This is a genomic window from Kangsaoukella pontilimi (assembly GCF_009830125.1).
Lineage (GTDB): Bacteria > Pseudomonadota > Alphaproteobacteria > Rhodobacterales > Rhodobacteraceae > Kangsaoukella > Kangsaoukella pontilimi.
Genome location: NZ_WUPT01000006.1, coordinates 30,888 through 50,646, shown reverse-complemented (window position 1 = coordinate 50,646; position 19,759 = coordinate 30,888). Strand labels below are relative to the sequence as shown.

At 62.4% G+C, this 19,759-nt stretch carries 17 protein-coding genes and 1 pseudogene; 13 read left to right on the top strand and 5 right to left on the bottom strand.

The genetic code is table 11. The annotated features are described in order from the left end of the window. Nucleotides 1–567, top strand: a pseudogene (locus GQ651_RS18425) (transketolase); the annotation flags it as partial. 530 nt (nucleotides 568–1,097) lie between these two features. On the opposite strand, the gene GQ651_RS18420 reads toward GQ651_RS18425, so the two are convergent. Continuing rightward, a complete protein-coding gene (locus GQ651_RS18420; RefSeq protein WP_160765753.1) occupies nucleotides 1,098–1,763 on the bottom strand; it encodes a GntR family transcriptional regulator in 666 nt (221 codons plus the stop codon). A gap of 566 nt (nucleotides 1,764–2,329) precedes the next feature. On the opposite strand from GQ651_RS18420, the gene pepD reads away from it, so the two are divergent. The 6 genes from pepD to GQ651_RS18390 all read left to right on the top strand — a co-directional run bounded on the left by pepD (nucleotide 2,330) and on the right by GQ651_RS18390 (nucleotide 9,906). Then, nucleotides 2,330–3,796, top strand: a complete 1,467-nt coding sequence (gene pepD / locus GQ651_RS18415; protein WP_160765752.1) for a beta-Ala-His dipeptidase — start codon at nucleotides 2,330–2,332, stop codon at nucleotides 3,794–3,796. A gap of 58 nt (nucleotides 3,797–3,854) precedes the next feature. After that, nucleotides 3,855–5,090, top strand: a complete 1,236-nt coding sequence (locus GQ651_RS18410; RefSeq protein ID WP_160765751.1) for an epoxide hydrolase family protein — start codon at nucleotides 3,855–3,857, stop codon at nucleotides 5,088–5,090. Nucleotides 5,091–5,124: 34 nt separating this feature from the next. Next, nucleotides 5,125–6,285 (top strand): sugar ABC transporter substrate-binding protein, encoded by a 1,161-nt coding sequence (locus GQ651_RS18405; RefSeq protein ID WP_160765750.1) that lies wholly within the window; start codon nucleotides 5,125–5,127, stop codon nucleotides 6,283–6,285. 104 nt (nucleotides 6,286–6,389) lie between these two features. Continuing rightward, nucleotides 6,390–7,361, top strand: coding sequence for an ABC transporter permease (locus GQ651_RS18400; protein ID WP_160765749.1), 972 nt, complete (start codon nucleotides 6,390–6,392; stop codon nucleotides 7,359–7,361). Then, the gene (locus GQ651_RS18395) at nucleotides 7,358–8,887 is read left to right on the top strand and encodes a sugar ABC transporter ATP-binding protein (protein ID WP_160765748.1); all 1,530 of its coding nucleotides are present in this window, start codon (nucleotides 7,358–7,360) and stop codon (nucleotides 8,885–8,887) included. Before GQ651_RS18400 ends, GQ651_RS18395 begins: the two co-directional genes overlap by 4 nt. After that, nucleotides 8,884–9,906, top strand: a complete 1,023-nt coding sequence (locus tag GQ651_RS18390; protein WP_160765747.1) for an ABC transporter permease — start codon at nucleotides 8,884–8,886, stop codon at nucleotides 9,904–9,906. The genes GQ651_RS18395 and GQ651_RS18390 overlap by 4 nt, the downstream gene beginning before the upstream one ends. A 69-nt stretch (nucleotides 9,907–9,975) precedes the next feature. Here GQ651_RS18390 and GQ651_RS18385 read toward each other — a convergent pair whose 3' ends face one another. The 4 genes from GQ651_RS18385 to GQ651_RS18370 all read right to left on the bottom strand — a co-directional run bounded on the left by GQ651_RS18385 (nucleotide 9,976) and on the right by GQ651_RS18370 (nucleotide 13,922). After that, a complete protein-coding gene (locus GQ651_RS18385; RefSeq protein ID WP_160765746.1) occupies nucleotides 9,976–10,419 on the bottom strand; it encodes a 6,7-dimethyl-8-ribityllumazine synthase in 444 nt (147 codons plus the stop codon). A gap of 24 nt (nucleotides 10,420–10,443) precedes the next feature. Next, nucleotides 10,444–11,397 carry a lipoyl synthase gene (lipA, locus tag GQ651_RS18380; protein ID WP_160765745.1) on the bottom strand — a complete coding sequence of 318 codons (954 nt, stop codon included), beginning with the start codon at nucleotides 11,395–11,397 and terminating at the stop codon, nucleotides 10,444–10,446. Then, the gene (locus GQ651_RS18375; protein WP_160765744.1) at nucleotides 11,382–12,863 is read right to left on the bottom strand and encodes an FGGY-family carbohydrate kinase; all 1,482 of its coding nucleotides are present in this window, start codon (nucleotides 12,861–12,863) and stop codon (nucleotides 11,382–11,384) included. Before GQ651_RS18375 ends, lipA begins: the two co-directional genes overlap by 16 nt. Before the next feature lie 96 nt (nucleotides 12,864–12,959). Next, a complete protein-coding gene (locus GQ651_RS18370; RefSeq protein ID WP_160765743.1) occupies nucleotides 12,960–13,922 on the bottom strand; it encodes a sugar-binding transcriptional regulator in 963 nt (320 codons plus the stop codon). A 269-nt stretch (nucleotides 13,923–14,191) separates the two neighbouring features. Between GQ651_RS18370 and GQ651_RS18365 the strand changes: the two genes are divergently transcribed. The 6 genes from GQ651_RS18365 to GQ651_RS18340 are packed head-to-tail and all read left to right on the top strand — an operon-like array spanning nucleotide 14,192 to nucleotide 19,748. Next, the gene (locus GQ651_RS18365) at nucleotides 14,192–15,196 is read left to right on the top strand and encodes a thiamine pyrophosphate-dependent dehydrogenase E1 component subunit alpha (protein WP_227258371.1); all 1,005 of its coding nucleotides are present in this window, start codon (nucleotides 14,192–14,194) and stop codon (nucleotides 15,194–15,196) included. A gap of 5 nt (nucleotides 15,197–15,201) precedes the next feature. Then, a complete protein-coding gene (locus GQ651_RS18360; RefSeq protein WP_227258370.1) occupies nucleotides 15,202–16,221 on the top strand; it encodes an alpha-ketoacid dehydrogenase subunit beta in 1,020 nt (339 codons plus the stop codon). Further along, a complete protein-coding gene (locus GQ651_RS18355; RefSeq protein ID WP_160765741.1) occupies nucleotides 16,221–16,463 on the top strand; it encodes a biotin/lipoyl-containing protein in 243 nt (80 codons plus the stop codon). Before GQ651_RS18360 ends, GQ651_RS18355 begins: the two co-directional genes overlap by 1 nt. Nucleotides 16,464–16,501: 38 nt before the next feature. After that, a complete protein-coding gene (locus GQ651_RS18350; protein ID WP_160765740.1) occupies nucleotides 16,502–18,166 on the top strand; it encodes a glycerol-3-phosphate dehydrogenase/oxidase in 1,665 nt (554 codons plus the stop codon). Nucleotides 18,167–18,197: 31 nt separating this feature from the next. Further along, nucleotides 18,198–19,067 carry a class II fructose-bisphosphate aldolase gene (locus tag GQ651_RS18345; RefSeq protein ID WP_160765739.1) on the top strand — a complete coding sequence of 290 codons (870 nt, stop codon included), beginning with the start codon at nucleotides 18,198–18,200 and terminating at the stop codon, nucleotides 19,065–19,067. A 15-nt stretch (nucleotides 19,068–19,082) separates the two neighbouring features. After that, on the top strand, nucleotides 19,083–19,748 hold the full coding sequence (locus tag GQ651_RS18340) for a 2-oxo acid dehydrogenase subunit E2 (protein WP_160765738.1): 666 nt from the start codon (nucleotides 19,083–19,085) through the stop codon (nucleotides 19,746–19,748). Nucleotides 19,749–19,759: the final 11 nt, after the last annotated feature.

The following is a 19,759-nucleotide window of genomic DNA, read 5'->3' as shown; positions in this document are numbered from 1 at the left end:
GCGGTTTACCTGCGACTGACCACCAACCCGATCGAGCAGCCGGGCAAACGCGGCGACGATGCCTTTAGGCAGGGGGCGATTGACGGCGCCTACTGGTTGCGGAAGCCCGGTCCGAATTGCGAGGTCGTGATCGCCTATCAGGGCGCTGTCGCCCCTAAGGCGATCGAGGCCGCGGGCGCCATCGCCGAGGCCCGGCGGGATGTCGGTGTGCTGGCCGTGACATCCTCGGACCGTCTGAATGCCGGCTGGACGGCTGCGCAACGGGCCAGGTCCCGAGGGCAGAGCGGCGCCGAGGGGCATGTCGAACGACTGATGAAGGACTTGCCGGACCATTGCACCCTTGTGACGGTCATCGACGGGCATCCGGCGACGCTGGCCTGGCTGGGCTCGGTCGCGGGACACAGGACCGTTCCCCTTGGGGTCGAACATTTTGGAGAGACCGGCACGATCGGCGATCTCTACCATCGCCATGGCATTGACGCGGCGTCGATCGTGGAAAGGGTCGAGGGTCTGACCAAGGGGAGGTCGATTGATAAGACATCCTTTGATTGGATGACCTATAATTGAACTCTAGCATCAGTCAGATTTTAGCGTCACCTACTTAGGTGGACTCCTATTGGGAAAGCCTGTCGAAGTACTTCCGCCCTTTTCCCGAACGCGAAGGTTACTCCCTGTTCGCAGCTAAGAGTTCGCTGTTCGAGCTCAATAAAATCCCTGTTCTTTGTCTTAGGGAAATCACCCATAACCATCTGCTTATCTTCGGTATTTTGGGGGGAGCGCAGGCGTAATCAAACTGAATCCGCCAGTTTTCCCTGCAGTTTCCCTGTTAACAGGGAATTTCTGGCCGAGACTGGATCGCTCGAGACTGCGTGCACAGCCAGGCCAAGCTTCCCGAAATCCTTTTACCCGTTTCGCCCGTCGCCATGGATGAGTGTCGGACAGTCCCGCGCGCCTGCTCGACGCCTCGGTTGTGTATCATCGGCCAAGTTTATGGGTGTTCAGTTCCAACCCACGAGAGCGCCCGCGTCAATAAACCGGGAGGGGGCGCAGCAGGAGCCTCGCGATGCGTCGGGGCCGGAGGCGACTGGATGAAACCCTCATCCTGTCGATGACCCGTCGCCCGGTCTTGAATTGCGCTCATGCGCGTTCCGCAGATGGTCGCGCATCAGGTCTGCCGCGCCGGTCGTGTCGCCGGACAGGAGCGCGTCGACTATTTCGGCATGTTCGTCCCATATCGGCGCGGAGCGTGAAGGATCACGCAGAACCTCGGCCATATCCCGCCGCAGGTGATTCCATGTCACCTGCATCGACTTCTGGATGACAAGGTTGCGGCTCCAGCCGTAGATCATTTCGTGGAAACAGCGGTCGGATTGTAGGAGCGCACGCATGTCGGCTCGCTCGACGGCCTCACGGCCCTCTTTAAGTATGGCGTCGGCTTCGCTTCGCGCTGTCTGTGGCAGGTGCCGGGCGGCTAGCTCAACAGCCATCGGCTCGATCACCATCCGGTATTCGTAGATGGACGACGACATGTCCGGGTCGATCGGAGCGACAATGACGCCGCGGCGACCCGTATCTTCGACAAGGTTGTCGGCCTTGAGAATCGCGATGGCGCTGTTCACCGGCTGACGCGAGATGTTTAGCCGTGCGGCGATCTCGTCCTGATTCAGGCGCTCGCCGGGTTCGAACTCTCGAAGGCAAATGGCTTCTACGAGAATTTCGTACGTCTCATCAACCAGCGACTTCTTGGGTTTGATCGACTGCATCGTGCCTCCTTTTCTTGTGGGCCGACCCTAGGTCCAGCCTCTTGGGTAGACTAGCCTAAATATTTCGTATACGAAATACGAAATTCGACATGCGGAACACAGGGGCGAGTCGCGTCACTGCGTCCATGCTCCGAAGTGCCGTGTGTCGTCACCGGAGGGGGGCAACTCAGTGGCCGTCATTGGGATCGAAGGTAGTTGAGGGTGGAGGAGAATCGCTTCGAATACTGGCCTATCCAGGCTTTGAACAAATGGCGCAATGTGAGGAGATTTCTCTGTGTTGCGAGCGTCGCCGGTCTCGAGGTGGTCGCCTGGCGCGCAAGAAATCGAAATAAAAACAGTGAAAAGTAACAGAAAATACGATGTCGAAAGATTTGGGATTGTCAGAAACGGAAAAAATGATACAAATGACCGCAAGACGAACAATAGCGCCACAAAGGGAAGGCGAAGCTGAAGATGCCGCAGGAGGAGCGGCGCTCGACCTTCCGGAAGCTGGCGCGGGAACATCGCCATCGGGGCCCGTGGAAAACGCGGCGCTCAATCGGGCCGACAAGGAGGAAGACGAAGACATGGCTGTGCTTGAGAACATCGAACCCCGCGAAGTCATGCGGTTCTTCGAAGAGCTGAGCGGCAAGCATCGCTGCTCGCAGCACGAGAAGGATGCGACCGACTACATCGCCGCCTTCGCCGAAGAGCGTGGTCTCGAGTACCACCGCGACGATCTCGACAACATCATCGTCAAAAAGCCCGGCACGTCCGGCTATGAAAAGGCGCCGACCGTCATCCTGCATGGCCATATCGACATGGTTTGCAAGCTGGACGAGGGCGTGACGCACGACTTCGCGACTCAGGGCGTGACGCTCAAGGTCGATGGCGATCGTATCCGCGCCGAAGGCACGACGCTTGGCGCAGACAACGGTCTGGGCATTTCCTACATGCTTGCGCTGCTCGACTCGTCGGACATCCCGCATCCGCCGCTGGAATGCGTGATGACCGTCATGGAAGAGATGGGCAAGGTCGGTGGCGACAATGTCGATCTGACCAAGCTTTCCGGCAAGCGGATGATCGACTTTAACTGGATCGAGGAGAAGCAGCTCCTTGCCGGTTGCTCGGGTGACGTGACCTGCCGGATCGACGTCGACACGGAATGGTCCGATGCCGAGGCCGGGCGCACCGCCCTGGTAATTGACATTCGCGGCCTTCTGGGCGGCCACTGCGAATTCGACATTCACTTCGAGCGCGGCAACTCGATCGTGCTTTTGGGCCGTCTCCTTCGCGCTGCGATGAAGGCGGGCGACGTTCAGGTCGCGCGCGTCTCGGGTGGTGTCCAGAACAACGTCATTCCCGCCGAAAGCGAAGCGCTGCTCTGGGTCAAGTCGGACGAGGTCGGCGCGATCACCGCCGCCGTGGAAGCTCTTGCCGCCGACATCAAGTCCGAGTTCCGCCTTGCCGATCCCGACATGCGGATCACGGTCGCCCAAAGTGACAAGTCCGTCGAAAAGGTCATGTCGCCTGCCGCCGCTGCGCGCCTGGTGCAGGTCATCGCGCTTCTGCCGAACGGCATCACGAACCAGAACCTGGAAGTGAAGGGCAACTGGGAGACGTCGAACAACATCGGCCTGATGATTACGGCGGGCGACCGTGTCGAGATCACCAGCACGATCACCAGCGCCGTGACCTCGCGCAAGCACATGGTTCTGGATCAGCTCATGCTGCTCGCGGATCTGGCTGGCGACGGCGTGCGCGCCAAGCAAATCGGCCTGGATGCGCCCGAATTTCCGTGGAACCCGCATTCGCGGATGCTGGAGATCGCGAAGGACTGCTACGAGCGCACGATGGGTCAGAAGCCCGATGTGCTGGTCTCGGTCTGCAGCCTCGAACTCGGCATGTTCACGCAGCGGATCGACGGTCTGGACACCATCGGGATCGGCACGAACCTCTACGACCTGCATTCGCCGAAAGAGAGCATGGACCACACATCGGCAGCCCGCGTCTGGCCGCTGATCAAGGACGTCATGCGCCATCTCGATCACTGACGACACTTTGCAGCCGCCCGGGGAGGGCGGCCACGAGACCCACAGGGAGGAAACAGACATGGCCCTCGATCAGTCCCCGACCAAATTCGAGATCCACATCCCGGACGAAGATCTGAACGACATGATGTCCCGCCTCAAGCGGACCCGCTTCATGGACGACTTCGCCAATGACGATTGGAAATACGGCTACAACACAGCCTATCACCGCACGCTGATCGATTACTGGATCAACGAGTACGACTGGCGCGATGTCGAGCGGCGCATGAACGAGCTGCCGCATTTCAAGATCGACCTGATGGATGTGCCGCTTCACTACATCCATGTGAAGGGCAAGGGTAAGAACCCGATGCCGCTTCTGATCCACCACGGCTGGCCCTGGACTTTCTGGGACCTTCGCAAGGTGATCGGCCCGCTGACCGACCCCGAAGCTTATGGCGGCAATGCCGAAGACAGCTTCGATGTCGTTCTGATCTCGCTTCCCGGCTACGGCTTTTCGTCGCCGCTGCGCACGACCGGCTGGAACTTCCACAAGACCGCCGATCTGGAAAACAAGCTGATGACCGAGGTCCTCGGCTACGAGAGATACGCCACCGCCGGCGGCGACTGGGGCGCACTCGTCGCGCAGCAGCACGGTCACAAGTACGAGAAAGATGTGATCGGGGTTTACACCCACTTCCCGGCCCAGATGAGCCACTACCTGCCCGAGCATCCGGACCAGCCCGAAGGCATCGAATACGACCCGATCCTCGGCTTGCCGGCGGCCACCGAATACACCGCCGAAGAGGCAGGCTGGTTCGAGCGCGGCAAGAACTTCGTCCAGAACGAAAGCGGCTACGGTGAAATCCAGCTGACGAAACCGCAGACGCTTGGCGCCCTCGTGGCCGACAGCCCCGCCGGTCAGCTCGCCTGGATCACCGAGAAGCGCTATTTCTGGGGCCTTGCCGAGCGCGGCGAGGGCACCGAAGCCTTTGAGAAGGTCTGGCCGAAAGAAGACCTGATCACCACGGCGGCGGTTTATTACCTGACCAACACCGGCGGCACCTCGTGCCGGTACTACTGGGAATGCCGCGGCAATCCGTGGAAGCCCAGCCACAACCGCTTCCCGGTCGTGGGCGTGCCGACCGCCGTGTCGATCTTCCCGGGCGAGATCTACAAGCCCCCGCTCACCTGGACGAAGAAGTACTTCAACCTTCAACAGTACCGGGTTCACAACGACGGCGGCCACTTCGCCCCGCTCGAAGTCCCCGACCTTTTTGTCGACGACGTGCGCACCTTCTTCAAAGGCCTGCGCTGACCTCAATACCAACAAGTTCCAACAGGAGGATATCATGAAGAGCTTGTCGAAGATCGGTGGGACGACCCGCCGCACGTTCACCGCCATCGTCGCGGCCGCCATGATCGCTGGCCTCGGTGCCAACGACGCCATGGCCCAGGCCAAGATCGAGCATCCCGAGGGGTTCAACCCCGATGAGTGGGTGATCGTGGCGTCGGTCATCAACACGACCAACCCGTACATGATCTCGAACATCGAAGGTGCCGAAGCCATGGCGCGCGCCACCGGTATCGACCTTGAGATCGTGAACTCGAACAACTCGTCGCAGACGTCGATCTCGAGCATCCTCGCCATTCTCGCCAGCGGCAAGAAGCCGATCATGTTCGTCAACACGGTCGCCAGCTCGGACGCGCCTCCGATCGTCGATGCGGTCAAGCAGGCCGGCGGCTATGTCACCATCTGGTGGAACAAGCCCGACGAGTTCAAACCGCAGCATATCGGTGACAACTTCGTGGCCTTCCAGAAGCACACCGGCGTCGACTCCGGCCGCTGCGGCGCCCAGGCTCTCGCCGATGCCCTTGGCGGCAAAGGCAACGTGATCCTGCTGCCCGGCGTTCAGGACTCGACCACGTCCAAGACCCGCGTTGCCGGTTTCAAGGCCGAGATCAACGAGAACTATCCGGAAATCACGATCCTCGAAGAGCGTCCGTCGAACTGGGACCCGCAGCTTGGTGCCCGGAACGCGAAGGACCTGATCGTCAAGTACGGCGACCAGATCAATGGCGTATGGAGCGCGGATGACGGCATGCAGATCGGTGCCATGCAGTCCTTCGAGAACGCCGGCATGCTGGACAAGGTCAAGTTCTCGTCGGACGGTCTGTATCCGAAGACGCTGGAAGACATCATCTCGGGTCGCGGCGACAACGCGATCGTGGGCGAGACCTTCCATCGCGGCTACATGGCCTCGGCCATCGGTCTCTACACGGCCTACCTTGCCGCGTCGGGCCAGATCGTCCCGAGCGAGCTGGAAGACAACAAGCGTGAGAGCTTCTTCAAGCTGAGCTGCGTTACGCCTGCCAACTACGAGCAGTACCTCCAGTACGACGAGCCGGGCGCGCCCGATGCTTTCGTTGAGCGTCTGATCGAAACCGGTCCCTGGGATACCGAGCCGGTTCCGCTGATCGGTGGTGGCGTCGAAGTTCTGCCCGAGAGCTAAGCCACGACTGTCAAAGCCCCGGCCGGGTCCCTCCCTCCCGGCCGGGGTACAAGACCCCACTGGCGACGGTCGCCGCGCCAGATTTCCAAAAAGAGACCAGTCCAATGCGAAACCTGTCCATCAAAAACCTGAGCGGCCCGACCGGTATCCTCGCGGCGCTGGTCGTCCTCATTGTCCTCTTTTCGCTTCTCAACCCGCGCTTCGCGAGCGTTGAGAACCTGCAGAACGTCCTGTTTCAGGTGTCCGTGCCCCTGATCATCGTGGTCGGCACATCGCTTGTTATTCAGATGGGATCGATCGACCTTTCCGTCGAAGGCGTCATGGGCGCCGCCGGAATGGCCTGGATCCTGCTCTCGCCCAACACGCGCCTTGAAGGCGATATCGGTGTCTGGGCGTGGTTCGTGGCCCTCGGCCTTGGTCTTGTGCTCGGCCTCATCACCGGTGCGATCTATGCCAAGCTCAAGGTGCCGTCCTTCGTGGTGTCGCTCGGCACGTGGTATGTCGGCCTTGGTATCGCCATCCTGCTCTACGGCAACGCCCTTCTGCCCAGTCTGACGAGCGAGGCGCTGGCACGCTGGCCCACGCAGCTCACGCTCGGTCTGCCGAACTGCTTCTGGCTGGCCGCCGTGATCTTGGCCGCAGGTGTCTTCGTCTCGCATTACACGAAGTTCGGCCGCGGCCTGATGGCCATCGGCAACAACGAACCGATTGCGCGCAGCAACGGCATGCCCGTCGACCGCTACAAGATCGCCGCGTTCGCGATTGCCGGCACCCTTTGCGGTCTCGCAGGTATCCTCGCGACGATGCAGCTTGGCTCCGGCTCGCCTGATATCGGCTTCGGTCAGCTCTTTGTTGTTATCCCGGCTGCCGTGATCGGCGGCACGGCCCTCAGCGGTGGTGAAGGCGGTGTGATCCGCTCGGCCATCGGTGTCTTTCTTCTGATCATCCTTAACAACGGTCTCGTTCTGGCCGGTGTCGACCCCGACTACCAGTCCGGCGTCTTCGGGATGATCCTTCTCATCGCGGTGATCGCGGTTGCATGGCCGCAGCGCGGCCGACTGAAGGTGGCGAAATGACTCAAGCATATCCCCCCGTCCTGAAACTGACGCGCATCAGCCGGTCCTTCGGCAAGGTGAAAGCGGTCAACAATGTCTCTCTCCAGATCGACCGGGGTGAGGTGATCGGCCTCACCGGCGAGAATGGCGCGGGCAAGTCCACGCTCCTGAAGATCCTCGCTGGCATCGAACGCCCCGACGAAGGCACGATGGAGATCAACGGCAAGGTCGCCAATTTCCGCAGCCCCAACGACGCGTTCAAGGCCGGTGTCGGCGTCGTCCATCAGGAACAGTCGCTCTTCACCAACCTCTCGGTTGCGGAAAACATCGAGCAGCAGAACCAGTCGCGCATGGGCCTTGAACGGTTCGGCTTCCAGAACTGGAAGCGTATCAATGCCGATGCTGCCGCCGTCCTGAAGAAGATTGGCGTCAACCTGGATCCGAAGGCCCGCGTCGGCGATCTGTCCTTCGTCGACCGCCAGATGGTCGAGATCGCCCGCGCCGTCTGTGTCGAGCCGGGCGGCGACGGCACGCCGCTGATCATTCTCGACGAACCGACCGCCGTTCTGGAACAGGCCGAAGTCGAGGTGCTCGAGCGCGAGATCCTGAAGCTCAAGAAATTCGCGAGCGTCATCTTCGTTTCGCACCGTCTGGACGAAGTCCTGCGTATCTGCGACCGCGTTCTGGTCATGCGCCACGGTGTCCTGACCAGCGACCGCAGCACCGAAGGCGTCACCAAGGACGAACTTTTCAAGGCGATGGTCGACGATGCTCCCACGGTGTCGACGCACGCGCGATCGTCCCGGCCCATCGAGCTGAAACCGGCGATCGAGGTGCAGGGCCTGACCATGAAGGGCAAGTTCAGGGACATCTCTTTCGCGGCCTATCCTGGACGGATCACCGCGCTTGTCGGCACGAACGGCTCGGGTCGCGGACGCATCATGCGGGCGCTCTTCGGAGCCGAGGAATTCGACGGCGGCACGATCGAAGTGGCCGGAAAGCCGGTCCACAACTGGTCGATCCGCAAGGCGGTCGCCGCGGGTCTGGCCTATGTACCCGCCGAACGGAAGGTCGAGGGCATGATCGGCGGCTATTCCGGCACGCGGAACATCGCTCTTGTCCATCCGGGCGAAGCCGCGCGGGGGCAGATACTGCGTCCGGGAAAGATGGCCGAAACCGCGCAAAGCTGGTTCGACCGTCTCGACGTGAATCCCAACAATATCAAGCAACCCCTCGACCAGTTCTCCGGAGGCAACCAGCAAAAGGTTGTTCTGGCGAAATGGCTCAATTCGTCGGACCTCAAGGTCCTGATGCTCGACCACCCGCTGCGCGGGCTGGATGTCGGTGTGTCTCAGGCGGTGAACGCCGAGATCCGCAAAGCATGCGACCACGGCACCGCCGTGATCCTGATCCCCGACACCATCGAGGAAGCTCTGGAAATGGCGGACGAGATCATCGTCCTGCGCGACGGCCAACTGTCGGCGCGCCATGATCTGAGCGTGGCGAGCGACCTGGCAATCAAAGAAATCGTGGCGGAAATGGTATGACCGAGAACACAGCACAGTCTTCAGCATTCACCGCCAAGAAAGCGTCTGGGGGTGACATGGCCTTTCTCACCAAGCTGCGGGAATTCTCCGCCTGGCATACGGTGGCGCCGCCGCTGGTCTTCTTCGCGATGCTCCTTGTGGTAGGCGTGTTCAACTCGAACTATCTGGGCCCGCTCGGCATCTCCATTGCAACCGCATCGGCCGCGCCGATCCTTCTGGTAGCGCTTGGCCAGTCGATGGTCCTGAACATCGGTTCGATCGACCTTTCGAATGCGGCCATCAGCCTTGTGGGGGCAATCCTTCTGGCGATGACGATCCCCGCATTCGGAGTCGGGGCGATGATCGCGGTTCTTGCGCTTCTGACCGTGATCGGTGCGATCAACGGTCTGATCCTCGCTTATACCCACGTGCCGTCCTTCGCCCTGACACTCGGCACGCTTGGTATTCTCCAGACGACGGCCCTTGTCGTCAGCGGGTCCGAGACGATTTATCTCTCCGAGAACCGCGAACTGGTGACAACGCTCTACAGCGCCAAGCTGTTCTACATCCCGCTCACCTTCTGGATGGGCGTGGTCGTGGCCGTGGCGTATTGGGTGCTTTTGCGCCTGACGCGGGTCGGGCAGAACATGACCGCCGTCGGCAAGAACGAGTCAGGCGCCATCCTGTCCGCCATACCGACGAAATGGGTCAAGGTCATCGCCTTCGCGATTTCGGGCTTCACCGGTGGTCTTGCCGGTATCGCCATCGTGGCGCAGGCCGGTTCGGCCTCGGCCAGCGGTCTGGGCAGCGCGCTTCTGCTGCCAGGTATCGCGGCGGCGCTGGTGGGTGGCACCTCGATTTCGGGCGGCCTGACCAACCCGCTGAACGTGGTCTTCGGCGCGCTGACCGTGGCCTTCGTGCCCATCGCGATCCAGGCCATCGGCTTCAACGCGGCCGCGCAGAGCCTTGTCTACGGCATCTTTATCATCGCGGTGGTCACGCTGACGACGACGCGAACCCGCGGGCTGGTTATCAAGTAAGCCTGCGGCCAGACGAAACGAAACGGCGCCCTCGTGGGCGCCGTTTTCGTTTGCGCGTTTGGAAGGGTGTCAGAGGACAGCAGCCTGAGAAACGATGGCAAAGGCGGCATCCGCCGCCTCGCGCCCTTTCAGGATGAAGTGATCCGCAAAGAACGCTTCGTGCTCTTCCGTCGGCTGAAAATGGTGCGGTGTGAGCGAGACCGAGAGGACCGGCACATCGGTCTTCAGCTGGACCTCCATCAGACCCGAGACCACGGCTTGCGCCACGAATTCGTGCCGATAGATCCCGCCGTCCACCACGAAAGCGGCGGCCGCAATCGCATCATAGCGTCCGGTCCCGGCGAGCCGTTGGGCCAGCAGCGGCAACTCGAACGCGCCGGGAACTTCGAACGCCTCGACCTCTGCATCGGGGGCAAGCTCGCCCATTCGCTTGAGAAAGCCACTATGGGCTTGGTCCACGATATCCGCGTGCCAGCGGGCCTTGAGAAAGGCGAAACGAGGCGCGACTGCCATGGTACTGTTCCTTGAGATTGGATGTCAGGCGCGGGCGACGCGGGCCTCTCGCGCGGCTTTCAGCCGCTCGAAATCGGCGCCTGCGTGGTGGCTGGAACGCGTGAGCGGCGTGGCCGAAACCATCAGGAAGCCCTTGCCATAGGCGGCTTTCTCATAGCCTGCGAATTCTTCCGGAGTGACAAAGCGCTCGACGGCATGGTGCTTGCGCGTCGGTTGCAGATACTGACCGATGGTCAGGAAATCCACGTTCGCAGCCCGCATGTCGTCCATGACCTGCCGAACTTCGCCTCCATCCTCGCCGAGGCCGACCATGATGCCGGATTTCGTGAAGATCGACGGGTCGAGCTCTTTCACCCGCTGCAACAGACGGAGGCTGTGGAAATAGCGCGCGCCGGGCCGGACCTCGGGGTAGAGGCGGGGCACCGTCTCAAGGTTGTGGTTGAAGACGTCCGGTTTCGCCGCGACCACGGTTTCCAGCGCGTCGGGGGCGCATTTCAGGAAGTCGGGCGTCAGGATTTCGATCGTCGTCGCCGGTGCGCGATGACGGATCGCGCGGATCGTCTGCGCGAAATGCGCCGCACCGCCGTCGGAAAGATCATCACGGTCGACCGAGGTTATGACCACGTGGTTAAGGCCCAGCTTTGCGACCGCATCGGCAACGCGCCCCGGCTCGAAGACGTCCAGAGCGTCGGGCCGCCCGGTCGCCACATTGCAGAAGGTGCAGCCGCGCGTGCAGATCTCGCCCATGATCATCATGGTCGCGTGACCCTGGTTCCAGCATTCGCCCAGGTTCGGGCAGCCAGCCTCTTCGCAGACGGTCGTCAGGTTGTGCTCGCGCACGATGGCCTGCGTGGTCTTGTAGCCTTCACCCGCCCGCGCCTTGACCCGAATCCAGTCGGGCTTCGGCAGGCGGGGTGTCTCGACGCGCCGGGCCTTTTCCGGGTGGCGCTCGGTCGGGTTGTTCAGATCGCGGGGCATAGCAGTCCTTGCTCTTTCACGGCGGGCCGATTCCAGAGGCCGCGCGCGGCTTCGACCGTATCCAGATACTGGGCGAAACCAGCCTCATAGCGGGCTGCGGTCTCGCGCCTCGGTTCGATGACGCCCTCGGGCTCTGCCCAGGCGTCGGCGTCGTAGGAAATCCCCGCGACGTTCATCGCGGCAATTGCCGCTCCGCGCGCGCCAACCTCGGGGCGGGGGGCGATGTAGAGAGGGCGCTGCAGAACATCTGCCACCATCTGGCTCCACGTCTGCGAGTTGGCGCCGCCGCCGCAGACCAGAACGCGGCCAGTCAGGCCAGCAGCCTCGATACAATGGCGCGCGGCGTAGGCGACGGACTCGCAGACTCCCATGACGAGGTCCGCCCTCGTCGTTGCGGTGTTCAGGCCGCAGAGCTGCCCGCGCGCCTTCACGTCGACGAAGGGCGCACGTTCGCCGGTGGCCGAGAAGAAGGGCAGGGCGGTGACACCGTTCGCGCCGGGCCGGCTTTGGGCCAGAAGCGTTTCCACATCCGCATGGGTCGCCCCCACCAGATCGAGAACCCAGTCGAGCGTCGCGGTGCCCACAGTGGCGGGCATGGCGCGAATCCAGCGACCTTCTTCGGGCATGCAGAGCGTCATGCCGACCGGGTCGGATTGGGTGTCCACCCGGTCGACCATGACCTCGCAGGCCAAGGTCGTGCCGATGATGATCAGACCATCACCCACCTTGCGGACGCCTGCACCCATGGCGCAGGCGACAAGGTCGAACGGCCCGGCATGAACGGGGATGCCTTCGGGGAGACCGGTCAGCCGCGCACCTTCGGCGTTCAGACTGAAGGCCTGACCAGGGGCGGGCATCACGGGCGAGAGTAGTCGCCGAAGATCGCTCAGACCGAGCATCTTCAGGATCTCGGGGTCGTAGTCGCGCTTGACGATATCGAGGAAAGGGAGCGATGCGTCCGAGGCGTCTGTGACGCGTGCGCCGGTCAGGCGCTGCAGGATACCGTCCTTGAGATAACTGGCGGTATGCGAAGCCATCAACGCCTCAGGGTCGCCGTCCTTGAGCGCGGCCATGAGCGGCGCGTGACTACCGGGGAAGATGGCGTTGGCGTTCCGGCGGAAGACAGCCCTGAAGGTGCCGTCGTCGATCCAGCGCTGCAAGTACGGGTTGCCACGGTCGTCCAGCCACGAGACAGCAGGGCGCACGCCATGGCCGGTCTCGTCGAGCAGCCACAGCCCGTCGCTCTGACCCGTGATCCCGATCGCCTCGGGCGGCTCGCAGTCGGCGCAGACCTCCCGCACGACCTCGCTCACCGCGGTAACGATCTCTTCGAAGTCCTGCTCGATCCGGCCGCCACCAAGCGCCGTGGGCGAGCTTTTACGGGAGGCGACGCCGATGCATTCGCCGTCCCGCGAGAACATCGCGGCTTTCACCATCGAGGTGCCAAGATCTATCCCGAGTATCATGCGCTCGTTCCATCAGCCGAATGCGTGCGCGGCCATGCAGCCGCGCTCCTCCGGAGAATTGAAGCATATGCTCAGGCTGTGCGCAAGTGTTCCAGTCTATTCGGCGGCAACTTTTTCCGCAGCCAGAAGAGCCTTCGCCACTGCCTCGTCAGTGATGAAGTGCGTGGCATAGTTGCCACGAAGGCTGGCGTGGATGGCCTCGGCCTTGTTCGCGCCACCCGCAACGAGAAGCCGTTCGGGGATGTTCCTGAGATCGGTCAGGGTGATTCCGATAGGGTGGATGGTCTGCGGCAGTTCTACCGGCTTGCCCTCCCGGTCGATCCAGCGGCAGGCGATGTCCGCAACGGCCCCCTTGCTTTCAAGGAATGCTTTTTCCGTCGGATTGACGTAGCCGAGTTTCAGCATGGTCGCGTCATCGCTGAGTGTGCCAACGCTGAAGACGACCAGCGATGCGCGCCGCGCCATGTCGAGTGCTTCGGCAAGGCCCGGATCGGCGGTGAGACCGGAGGCGGTTGCGGCGTTCCTGACATAGACCGGCGCGTAGAGGGCGCGGGCAGGGGCATCGAAGAAGGTGCCGACCAGCTCGGCCACCTCAAACGGGTTCGTGCCCCGGTCGGCATTGTGTAGTCCACCCAGTAGGGCGACAGTCCGCATGCCCGGCACGGACACTTCACCCGTTAGCGAATCGGCCATGGCGCGGAGCGTGCGCCCCCAGCTGATCGCCATCGTCGAATTCTTGCGTGCCATTTCCTGCAGCGTCTCCGCCGCGATCTGGCCCAGCCAGCGGCGCTGCGTGTCATCGTCATCCGCCTCTGGGACGATGCGGGCCTTCTTCAAGCCGAAAACACGTTCGAGATCGCGTTCTAGTTCGAATGTCTCCATGGAAACACTGAGAGATATCGTGACAAGGCCGCTTTGACGCGCGCGTTGCAGAAGGCGGATGACCGTGCTCCGGCTGACGCCCAGCTTGTCGGCGATTTCGCTCTGCGTCATCTCTTCGATGAAATAGAGCCATGCCGCCCGTGCCGCGTCGCTCGAATTCTTTCCCAGGTCTTTCATATCCGGTCTCTGCCACATCTGTTCGTTAGTCGAAAAACTGGCTCATAACTGCCGACTAGTCCAGTCCGCAGTCCGAATCTCACGCATAATCTTTCCGCTGCGATAGCGAGGGGGCGCTTTTCGTCCGCGCCGGAACAGCAGCAATTTTTACAAAAAACACGAAGAATTTCGCGCCTCTGCGCCGCAGAAGAAATCTCACTTGCTTTTTGAAAGCGCGAAAGATACAAATGTACGCAAGTTGAACAAATGATCCAAATGGTGCCAAGACAATGATAGATGGCCTTAGCCTCCCGAAAGACGAGCTTCTGGAAATGCAGCGTAGAATGTTGCGCATCCGGCTGTTCGACGAGCGTGCCTCGAAGATGGTCAAGCGCGGCTATATCCCCGGAACGGTTCACACCAGCATCGGTCAGGAAGCCCAGGTCGTGGGTGCCTGCATGGCGCTCGCCAAGGGCGACCACATGACCGGCAACCACCGCAGCCACGGCCACCCGATTGGCATGGGCTCGCCGCTTGGTCCGCTGATGGCCGAGCTCGTGGGCAAGGCGACCGGCGTGTGTAAAGGCAAGGGCGGATCGCTGCACCTGGCCGATTACGAAGTCGGCAGTCTTGGCGAATCCGGCATCACCGGCTCTTCCATTCCGATTGCGGTCGGCGCCAGCCTCTCGGCTCAGGTGCTGGGTGAGAAGCGGGTGGCGATCACATTCTTCGGTGACGGCACCGCGAACCAGGGCGTTCTCTATGAATCGATGAACCTGGCCTCGGCCTACAAGCTGCCGGTCATCTTCCTTTGCGAGAACAACTTCTACGCGCTCTCTACGCCGTCCCACACGGTGACCGGCGGTCGGATCGTTGATCGCGCGTCGGGCTTTGGAATGCCGGGCGTGCGGGTCGAGAACGGTCAGGACGTTATCGCGGTCTACAACGCTGTTCGCGAAGCCGCCGACCGCGCGCGCCGTGGCGAAGGCCCCTCGCTGGTCGAGGTGATGACCTACCGCTTCCGCGAACACTCCGAAGGTCTGCGTATCAACGTCGACTACCGGAACGCCGAGGAAAAGGCGCTCTGGACGTCCCGCGATCCGATCATCCTGTTCCGCGATCTTCTGATCGAAAAGGGCATTGCGACGGCGGACGAGATGGACGCCATCGACGCCGAGATCGAGCAGGAGGTCGAGGACTGCGCCACCTTCGCGCTGGAAAGCCCGGACCCCGATGTCTCGGTCGCCTTCGAGCATCTCTACACCGACGACTACAAACTGGAGAATGTCCTGTGAGTGTCATGACCTACATCGGCGCCATCGGTGCCGCGCAACAGGAAGCGATGTCCGCCGACGAGCGGGTGATCATCATCGGCGAGGATGTCGAGGCGAACGTCTACGGCACTACCGGCGGTGGCAAGCAGCGGGCCGAGAAGGGCGATTTCGTCGAGCAGTTCGGCCAGAACCGCATCCGCAACACGCCGATTTCGGAAGAAGCCATCGTCGGCACCGCCATCGGCGCGGCGATGACCGGCCTTCGTCCGATCGTCGACCTGTCCTACTCGTCATTCCTCTACATGGCGATGGACCAGTTCGTGAACCAGGCGGCCAAGAACCGCTACATGTTCGGCGGCCAAAGCTCGATCCCGGTCGTGTTTCGCTCGGCCATGTTCTACGGGCTCAACACCGGTGCGCACCACTCGGATCGCCCGTACCCGATGTTCATGAACGTTCCCGGCCTCAAGATCATGGCGCCGGCCACAGCGTCGGATGCCAAGGGGCTTCTCCGCTCGGCCATCGACAGTGACGATCCGGTCCTGACATTCGAGGCCGTACCGCTCTGGGGTCAGAAGGAAGAGGTTCCGGACGAGGAATATCACATCCCCTTCGGCGTCGCCCGCACCCACCGCGAAGGCAGCGACATCACCATCGTCGGTATTTCTGGCTCTCTGCCCCTCGCGCTGCAGGCGGCGGACGAGATGGAGGCGCGCGGCGTCTCCTGTGAGGTCATCGACCCCCGGACGCTCGTACCGATGGACACCGACACGATCGTTCGTTCGGTCCTGAAGACAGGACGGCTCGTGATCGCCGAGCCCGCACACCGCACATGTGGTGCTGCGGCCGAGATCGCAGCCATCGTGGCGGACAAGGCGCAGCACGCGCTTGTCGCCCCGATCAAGCGCGTCTGCGCGCTGGATATGCAGGTCCCGTTCAGCCCCGTTCTGGAGCGCGAGATCTACCCCACCAAAGAGCGCATCGTCGCCGCTATCGAAGCGGTCTGCGCTGACCAGTTGAACCAAGTGAACCGGAGAGCGAGCTGATGAAGGTCGAAGTTTTGTTGCCCCAGTGGGGCATGGGCATGAGCGAAGGCACAGTCACGGAGTGGCTGAAGAAGGTCGGAGACCGCGTCGAGGAAGACGAGCCCATCGCTGAAATCGAAGCCGAAAAGGCCACGCAAGAGCTGGAAGCTCCGGCCACCGGCATCCTGAGCGAGATCCTCGTCCAGGAAGGTGAGGAAGCCAAGGTTCGCACGCTTCTTGCCTACATCGAAACCGACGACTGACCTCCGGGCGATCCCCTCCGAACCGAACGAGACACATCATGACGGCACCCAAGGAACATCCGACCAAAGGCCCTGAAGCGGGTGCCGTTTATGACCTCGTCGTCATCGGTGCGGGGATCAACGGTCTCGGCATTGCGCGCGATGCCGCACTTCGCGGTCTTCGCGTGGCGCTGGTCGAGAAAGAGGACATCGGCAGCGGCACGTCAAGCTGGTCTGGCCGCCTGATCCACGGCGGTCTGCGTTATCTGGAGCAGGGCGATATCCGCCTTGTGCGCGAGTCGCTCCGCGAGCGGGAAATCCTGTTCCGTCTTGCCCCGCATATCGTCAAGCCGGTGCCGCTGATGATGCCGTTTTACCGGCACAACCGCCGGTCTCACTGGACGATCCGTGCGGCAATGATCGCCTATGATGTCCTGTCCTTCGACAAGTCGCCGTCCAATCACAAGGTGCTCTCGCGGGCCGAGACGCTGCGCCGCTTCCCTCAGATGAGCGATGACGGCCTCGACGGCGCGGCGATCTTCTACGATGGTCAGGTCGTCTGGTCGGAAAGGCTTTGTGCCGAGGTTGCGCTTCAGGCGGCGGCCGAAGGATGTCACATCTTCACCCATTGCCGCGTCGATGGGTTCACCCAGGACGGTCAGCGCCTGACCGGGGTGACCTATACTGACGAACTGACCGGTGAGCGCCACACGCTTCAGACAGCACTTGCGGTCAATGCGGCCGGTCCCTGGGTGGACAAGGTGCTCGAAGGGCAGACCGCCGGCGGCAAGCGTCACATCGGGGGCGCCAAGGGTAGCCACCTGGTCGTAGACCCGTTCCCCGGCGCACCGACCGACGTAGTCTACTACGAGTCCCGTACCGACGGGCGGCTGGTTCTGGTCATTCCGTGGGGTGAGAAGATCCTGATCGGTACGACCGACAAGAAATTCGACGAAAACCCCGATCTGGCCCGCGCAGACGAGGCCGAAGTCGGGTACCTCCTTTCCGAAGTGAACAGCCTGATCCCGTCCGCCAACCTGACCGAAGCGGATATTCTCTACACCTACAGCGGCGTGCGCCCGCTTCCCTATATTCCGGACCAGTCGGAATGGAAGGTGCCGCGCAGCCATGTCATCCACGATCACGCGCCGGAATGCCGGGGGCTTCTTTCGATCATCGGCGGCAAGCTGACCACGTACCGCAGCCTCGCCGAAGAGACGGTGGACGAGGTCTTTCAGCGCCTCGGCCGCAAGGCGCCGCGCTGCACCACGCACAAGATCCTGTTCCCGGGCGCCCGCGTCTCGGACCCCGGTGCTTATGCCGCGCGTCTCGCCGACACGACCAGCGTGTCGCGGGAAACGGTGGACCGGCTGGTTTCTATATACGGCTCCCGCGCCGGTGACATCCTTGCGCTGGGCACCGAGACGCCCGCGCTTCTCGAGGTCTTCGATGACGAGACCGGCGCGATCGGTGCCGAGTTGGTTTTCACCTTCGAGAACGAATTCTGCCGCACCCTGACCGACGCGCTGATCCGACGCGTGATGGTTGGGCTGAACGGCACCTGCGGGCGCGACGCGCTGGAGCGTGCGGCCGACATCCTCGCAAGACGCCGTGGCTGGGACGACGCCCGCCGCCGTCGCGAAACGCAGGACTACACGAATTACATCCGCCGCTTCGACGTCCCCCGCCAGCACATGGCGGCGGCAAGTGTCGCGGCTCAATGACCTCAGACGACCAACCCGGAGTGACGAAACAATGAAAATCAACCTGCAATCCGATCCTCGCCAGATCATCGAAGAGGCCCGCCGCGGTGGCTATGCCGTGGGCGCCTACAACATGCACAACGAGGAAACCTGCGAGGCGCTGCTCTGGGCCGCCGAACGTGTGGATTCTCCCATCTTCATGCAGGTTGGCCGCGCCATCATCCCGCATATGGGGGTCGAGCGCGCCTATGAACTGACCCGCCGGATCGCCGAGCGGTCGAACGCGAAATACGTCATCCATCTGGACCACGGTTCGTGGGACGAGGTGATGCTGGCCCTCAAGCTGGGCTTCACCTCGGTCATGTATGACGGCGCGCATCTGCCCTTCGAGGAGAACATCGAGACCACCCGCAAGGTCGTCGAGATCGCCCACGCCTTTGGCGTGCCGGTCGAAGCCGAACTTGGCAAGATCCCGGATGCGGGTGAGAACGTCGATTGGGAAGCCTACTACACGGATGTCGAAGAGGCCCGCCGCTTCGTGGCTGAGACCGGCATCGACTACCTCGCGATCTCGGTCGGCATCGTGCACGGCGTCATCCCCGACATGCCGGAAAAGCCGATCAACATTCAGCGCATTCGCGAGATCAAGGCGGCGACGGGCATCCCGCTGGTCCTGCACGGCGCATCTGGTCTGACCGACCGCGAAATTCAGGAGGCGAAGGCCGCCGGCGTCCACAAGTTTAACGCCGATACCGACCTGCGTCACGCCTTCCGCGCCGGGCTGGAAGCCGTCTTCGCACAGGGCGATCGCCAGCTTGAGGATGCGATGGCCGAAGGCCGTGCGCGCATGGTCGAGGCGACGATCCAGAAGATGCAGCAATACGGCTGTGCCGGCAAAGCCGCTGAAGCTCAAGCAGCCTGACGGGGAGAGAGAACAATGGGCGACACAATGATTGCCGAACCCCAGGGCCGCATTCGCGGGCTGGGGAAGACCGAAAAGCTTATGGTGCGCGCGATGAACGCCGCATGGTCCGCGCCCATGTTCCCGGTGACGGTCGAGGTCGACATGACCAACGCGTCGGCGCGGAAACAGCCGGGCGTGACCCTGACCGACATCATCCTCGCCGATTGCGCAGCGACCCTTGCAGCGCATCCCGCACTGAACGCCCATTGGCAGGAAGACGGCGTCGTCGAATACGATGCCGTCAACCTAGGGCTGGCCGTCGCGTCCGAAAAGGGACTGACAGTTCCGGTGATCCACGGCGCCGAGGCGCTGGACATCGCCGGTATCGCCGAGCGCAGGAAGGCGCTTGTGGAAAAGGTCCGCACCGGGAGGATCGGCATCGCCGAGGTCATGGGCGGGACGTTCACCGTCTCGAACCTGGGCATGTTCGGCGTGGCCCGGTTCACGGCCATCATCAACCCTCCGCAGGTCGCCATCCTTGCCGTTGGCGGGACGACCATGCGCCAGGTTTGGAACGACGGCGCGCCCGAGTGGCGTCCGATCGCAGAGTTTACATTGACGAGTGACCACAGAGCCGTCGACGGCGCCCGGGCAGCGGGTTTCCTGGCAGATCTGAAATCCCGCCTGGAAGCGCGATAACCGTGACCGGT

Excerpts from the sequence above, each read along its gene's own strand:
- GQ651_RS18420 (WP_160765753.1), bottom strand. The coding sequence starts at position 1,763 with ATGCAGTCGATCAAACCCAAGAAGTCGCTGGTTGATGAGACGTACGAA.
- pepD (WP_160765752.1), top strand. The coding sequence starts at position 2,330 with ATGGCTGTGCTTGAGAACATCGAACCCCGCGAAGTCATGCGGTTCTTC.
- GQ651_RS18410 (WP_160765751.1), top strand. The coding sequence starts at position 3,855 with ATGGCCCTCGATCAGTCCCCGACCAAATTCGAGATCCACATCCCGGAC.
- GQ651_RS18405 (WP_160765750.1), top strand. The coding sequence starts at position 5,125 with ATGAAGAGCTTGTCGAAGATCGGTGGGACGACCCGCCGCACGTTCACC.
- GQ651_RS18400 (WP_160765749.1), top strand. The coding sequence starts at position 6,390 with ATGCGAAACCTGTCCATCAAAAACCTGAGCGGCCCGACCGGTATCCTC.
- GQ651_RS18395 (WP_160765748.1), top strand. The coding sequence starts at position 7,358 with ATGACTCAAGCATATCCCCCCGTCCTGAAACTGACGCGCATCAGCCGG.
- GQ651_RS18390 (WP_160765747.1), top strand. The coding sequence starts at position 8,884 with ATGACCGAGAACACAGCACAGTCTTCAGCATTCACCGCCAAGAAAGCG.
- GQ651_RS18385 (WP_160765746.1), bottom strand. The coding sequence starts at position 10,419 with ATGGCAGTCGCGCCTCGTTTCGCCTTTCTCAAGGCCCGCTGGCACGCG.
- lipA (WP_160765745.1), bottom strand. The coding sequence starts at position 11,397 with ATGCCCCGCGATCTGAACAACCCGACCGAGCGCCACCCGGAAAAGGCC.
- GQ651_RS18375 (WP_160765744.1), bottom strand. The coding sequence starts at position 12,863 with ATGATACTCGGGATAGATCTTGGCACCTCGATGGTGAAAGCCGCGATG.
- GQ651_RS18370 (WP_160765743.1), bottom strand. The coding sequence starts at position 13,922 with ATGAAAGACCTGGGAAAGAATTCGAGCGACGCGGCACGGGCGGCATGG.
- GQ651_RS18365 (WP_227258371.1), top strand. The coding sequence starts at position 14,192 with ATGATAGATGGCCTTAGCCTCCCGAAAGACGAGCTTCTGGAAATGCAG.
- GQ651_RS18360 (WP_227258370.1), top strand. The coding sequence starts at position 15,202 with ATGACCTACATCGGCGCCATCGGTGCCGCGCAACAGGAAGCGATGTCC.
- GQ651_RS18355 (WP_160765741.1), top strand. The coding sequence starts at position 16,221 with ATGAAGGTCGAAGTTTTGTTGCCCCAGTGGGGCATGGGCATGAGCGAA.
- GQ651_RS18350 (WP_160765740.1), top strand. The coding sequence starts at position 16,502 with ATGACGGCACCCAAGGAACATCCGACCAAAGGCCCTGAAGCGGGTGCC.
- GQ651_RS18345 (WP_160765739.1), top strand. The coding sequence starts at position 18,198 with ATGAAAATCAACCTGCAATCCGATCCTCGCCAGATCATCGAAGAGGCC.
- GQ651_RS18340 (WP_160765738.1), top strand. The coding sequence starts at position 19,083 with ATGGGCGACACAATGATTGCCGAACCCCAGGGCCGCATTCGCGGGCTG.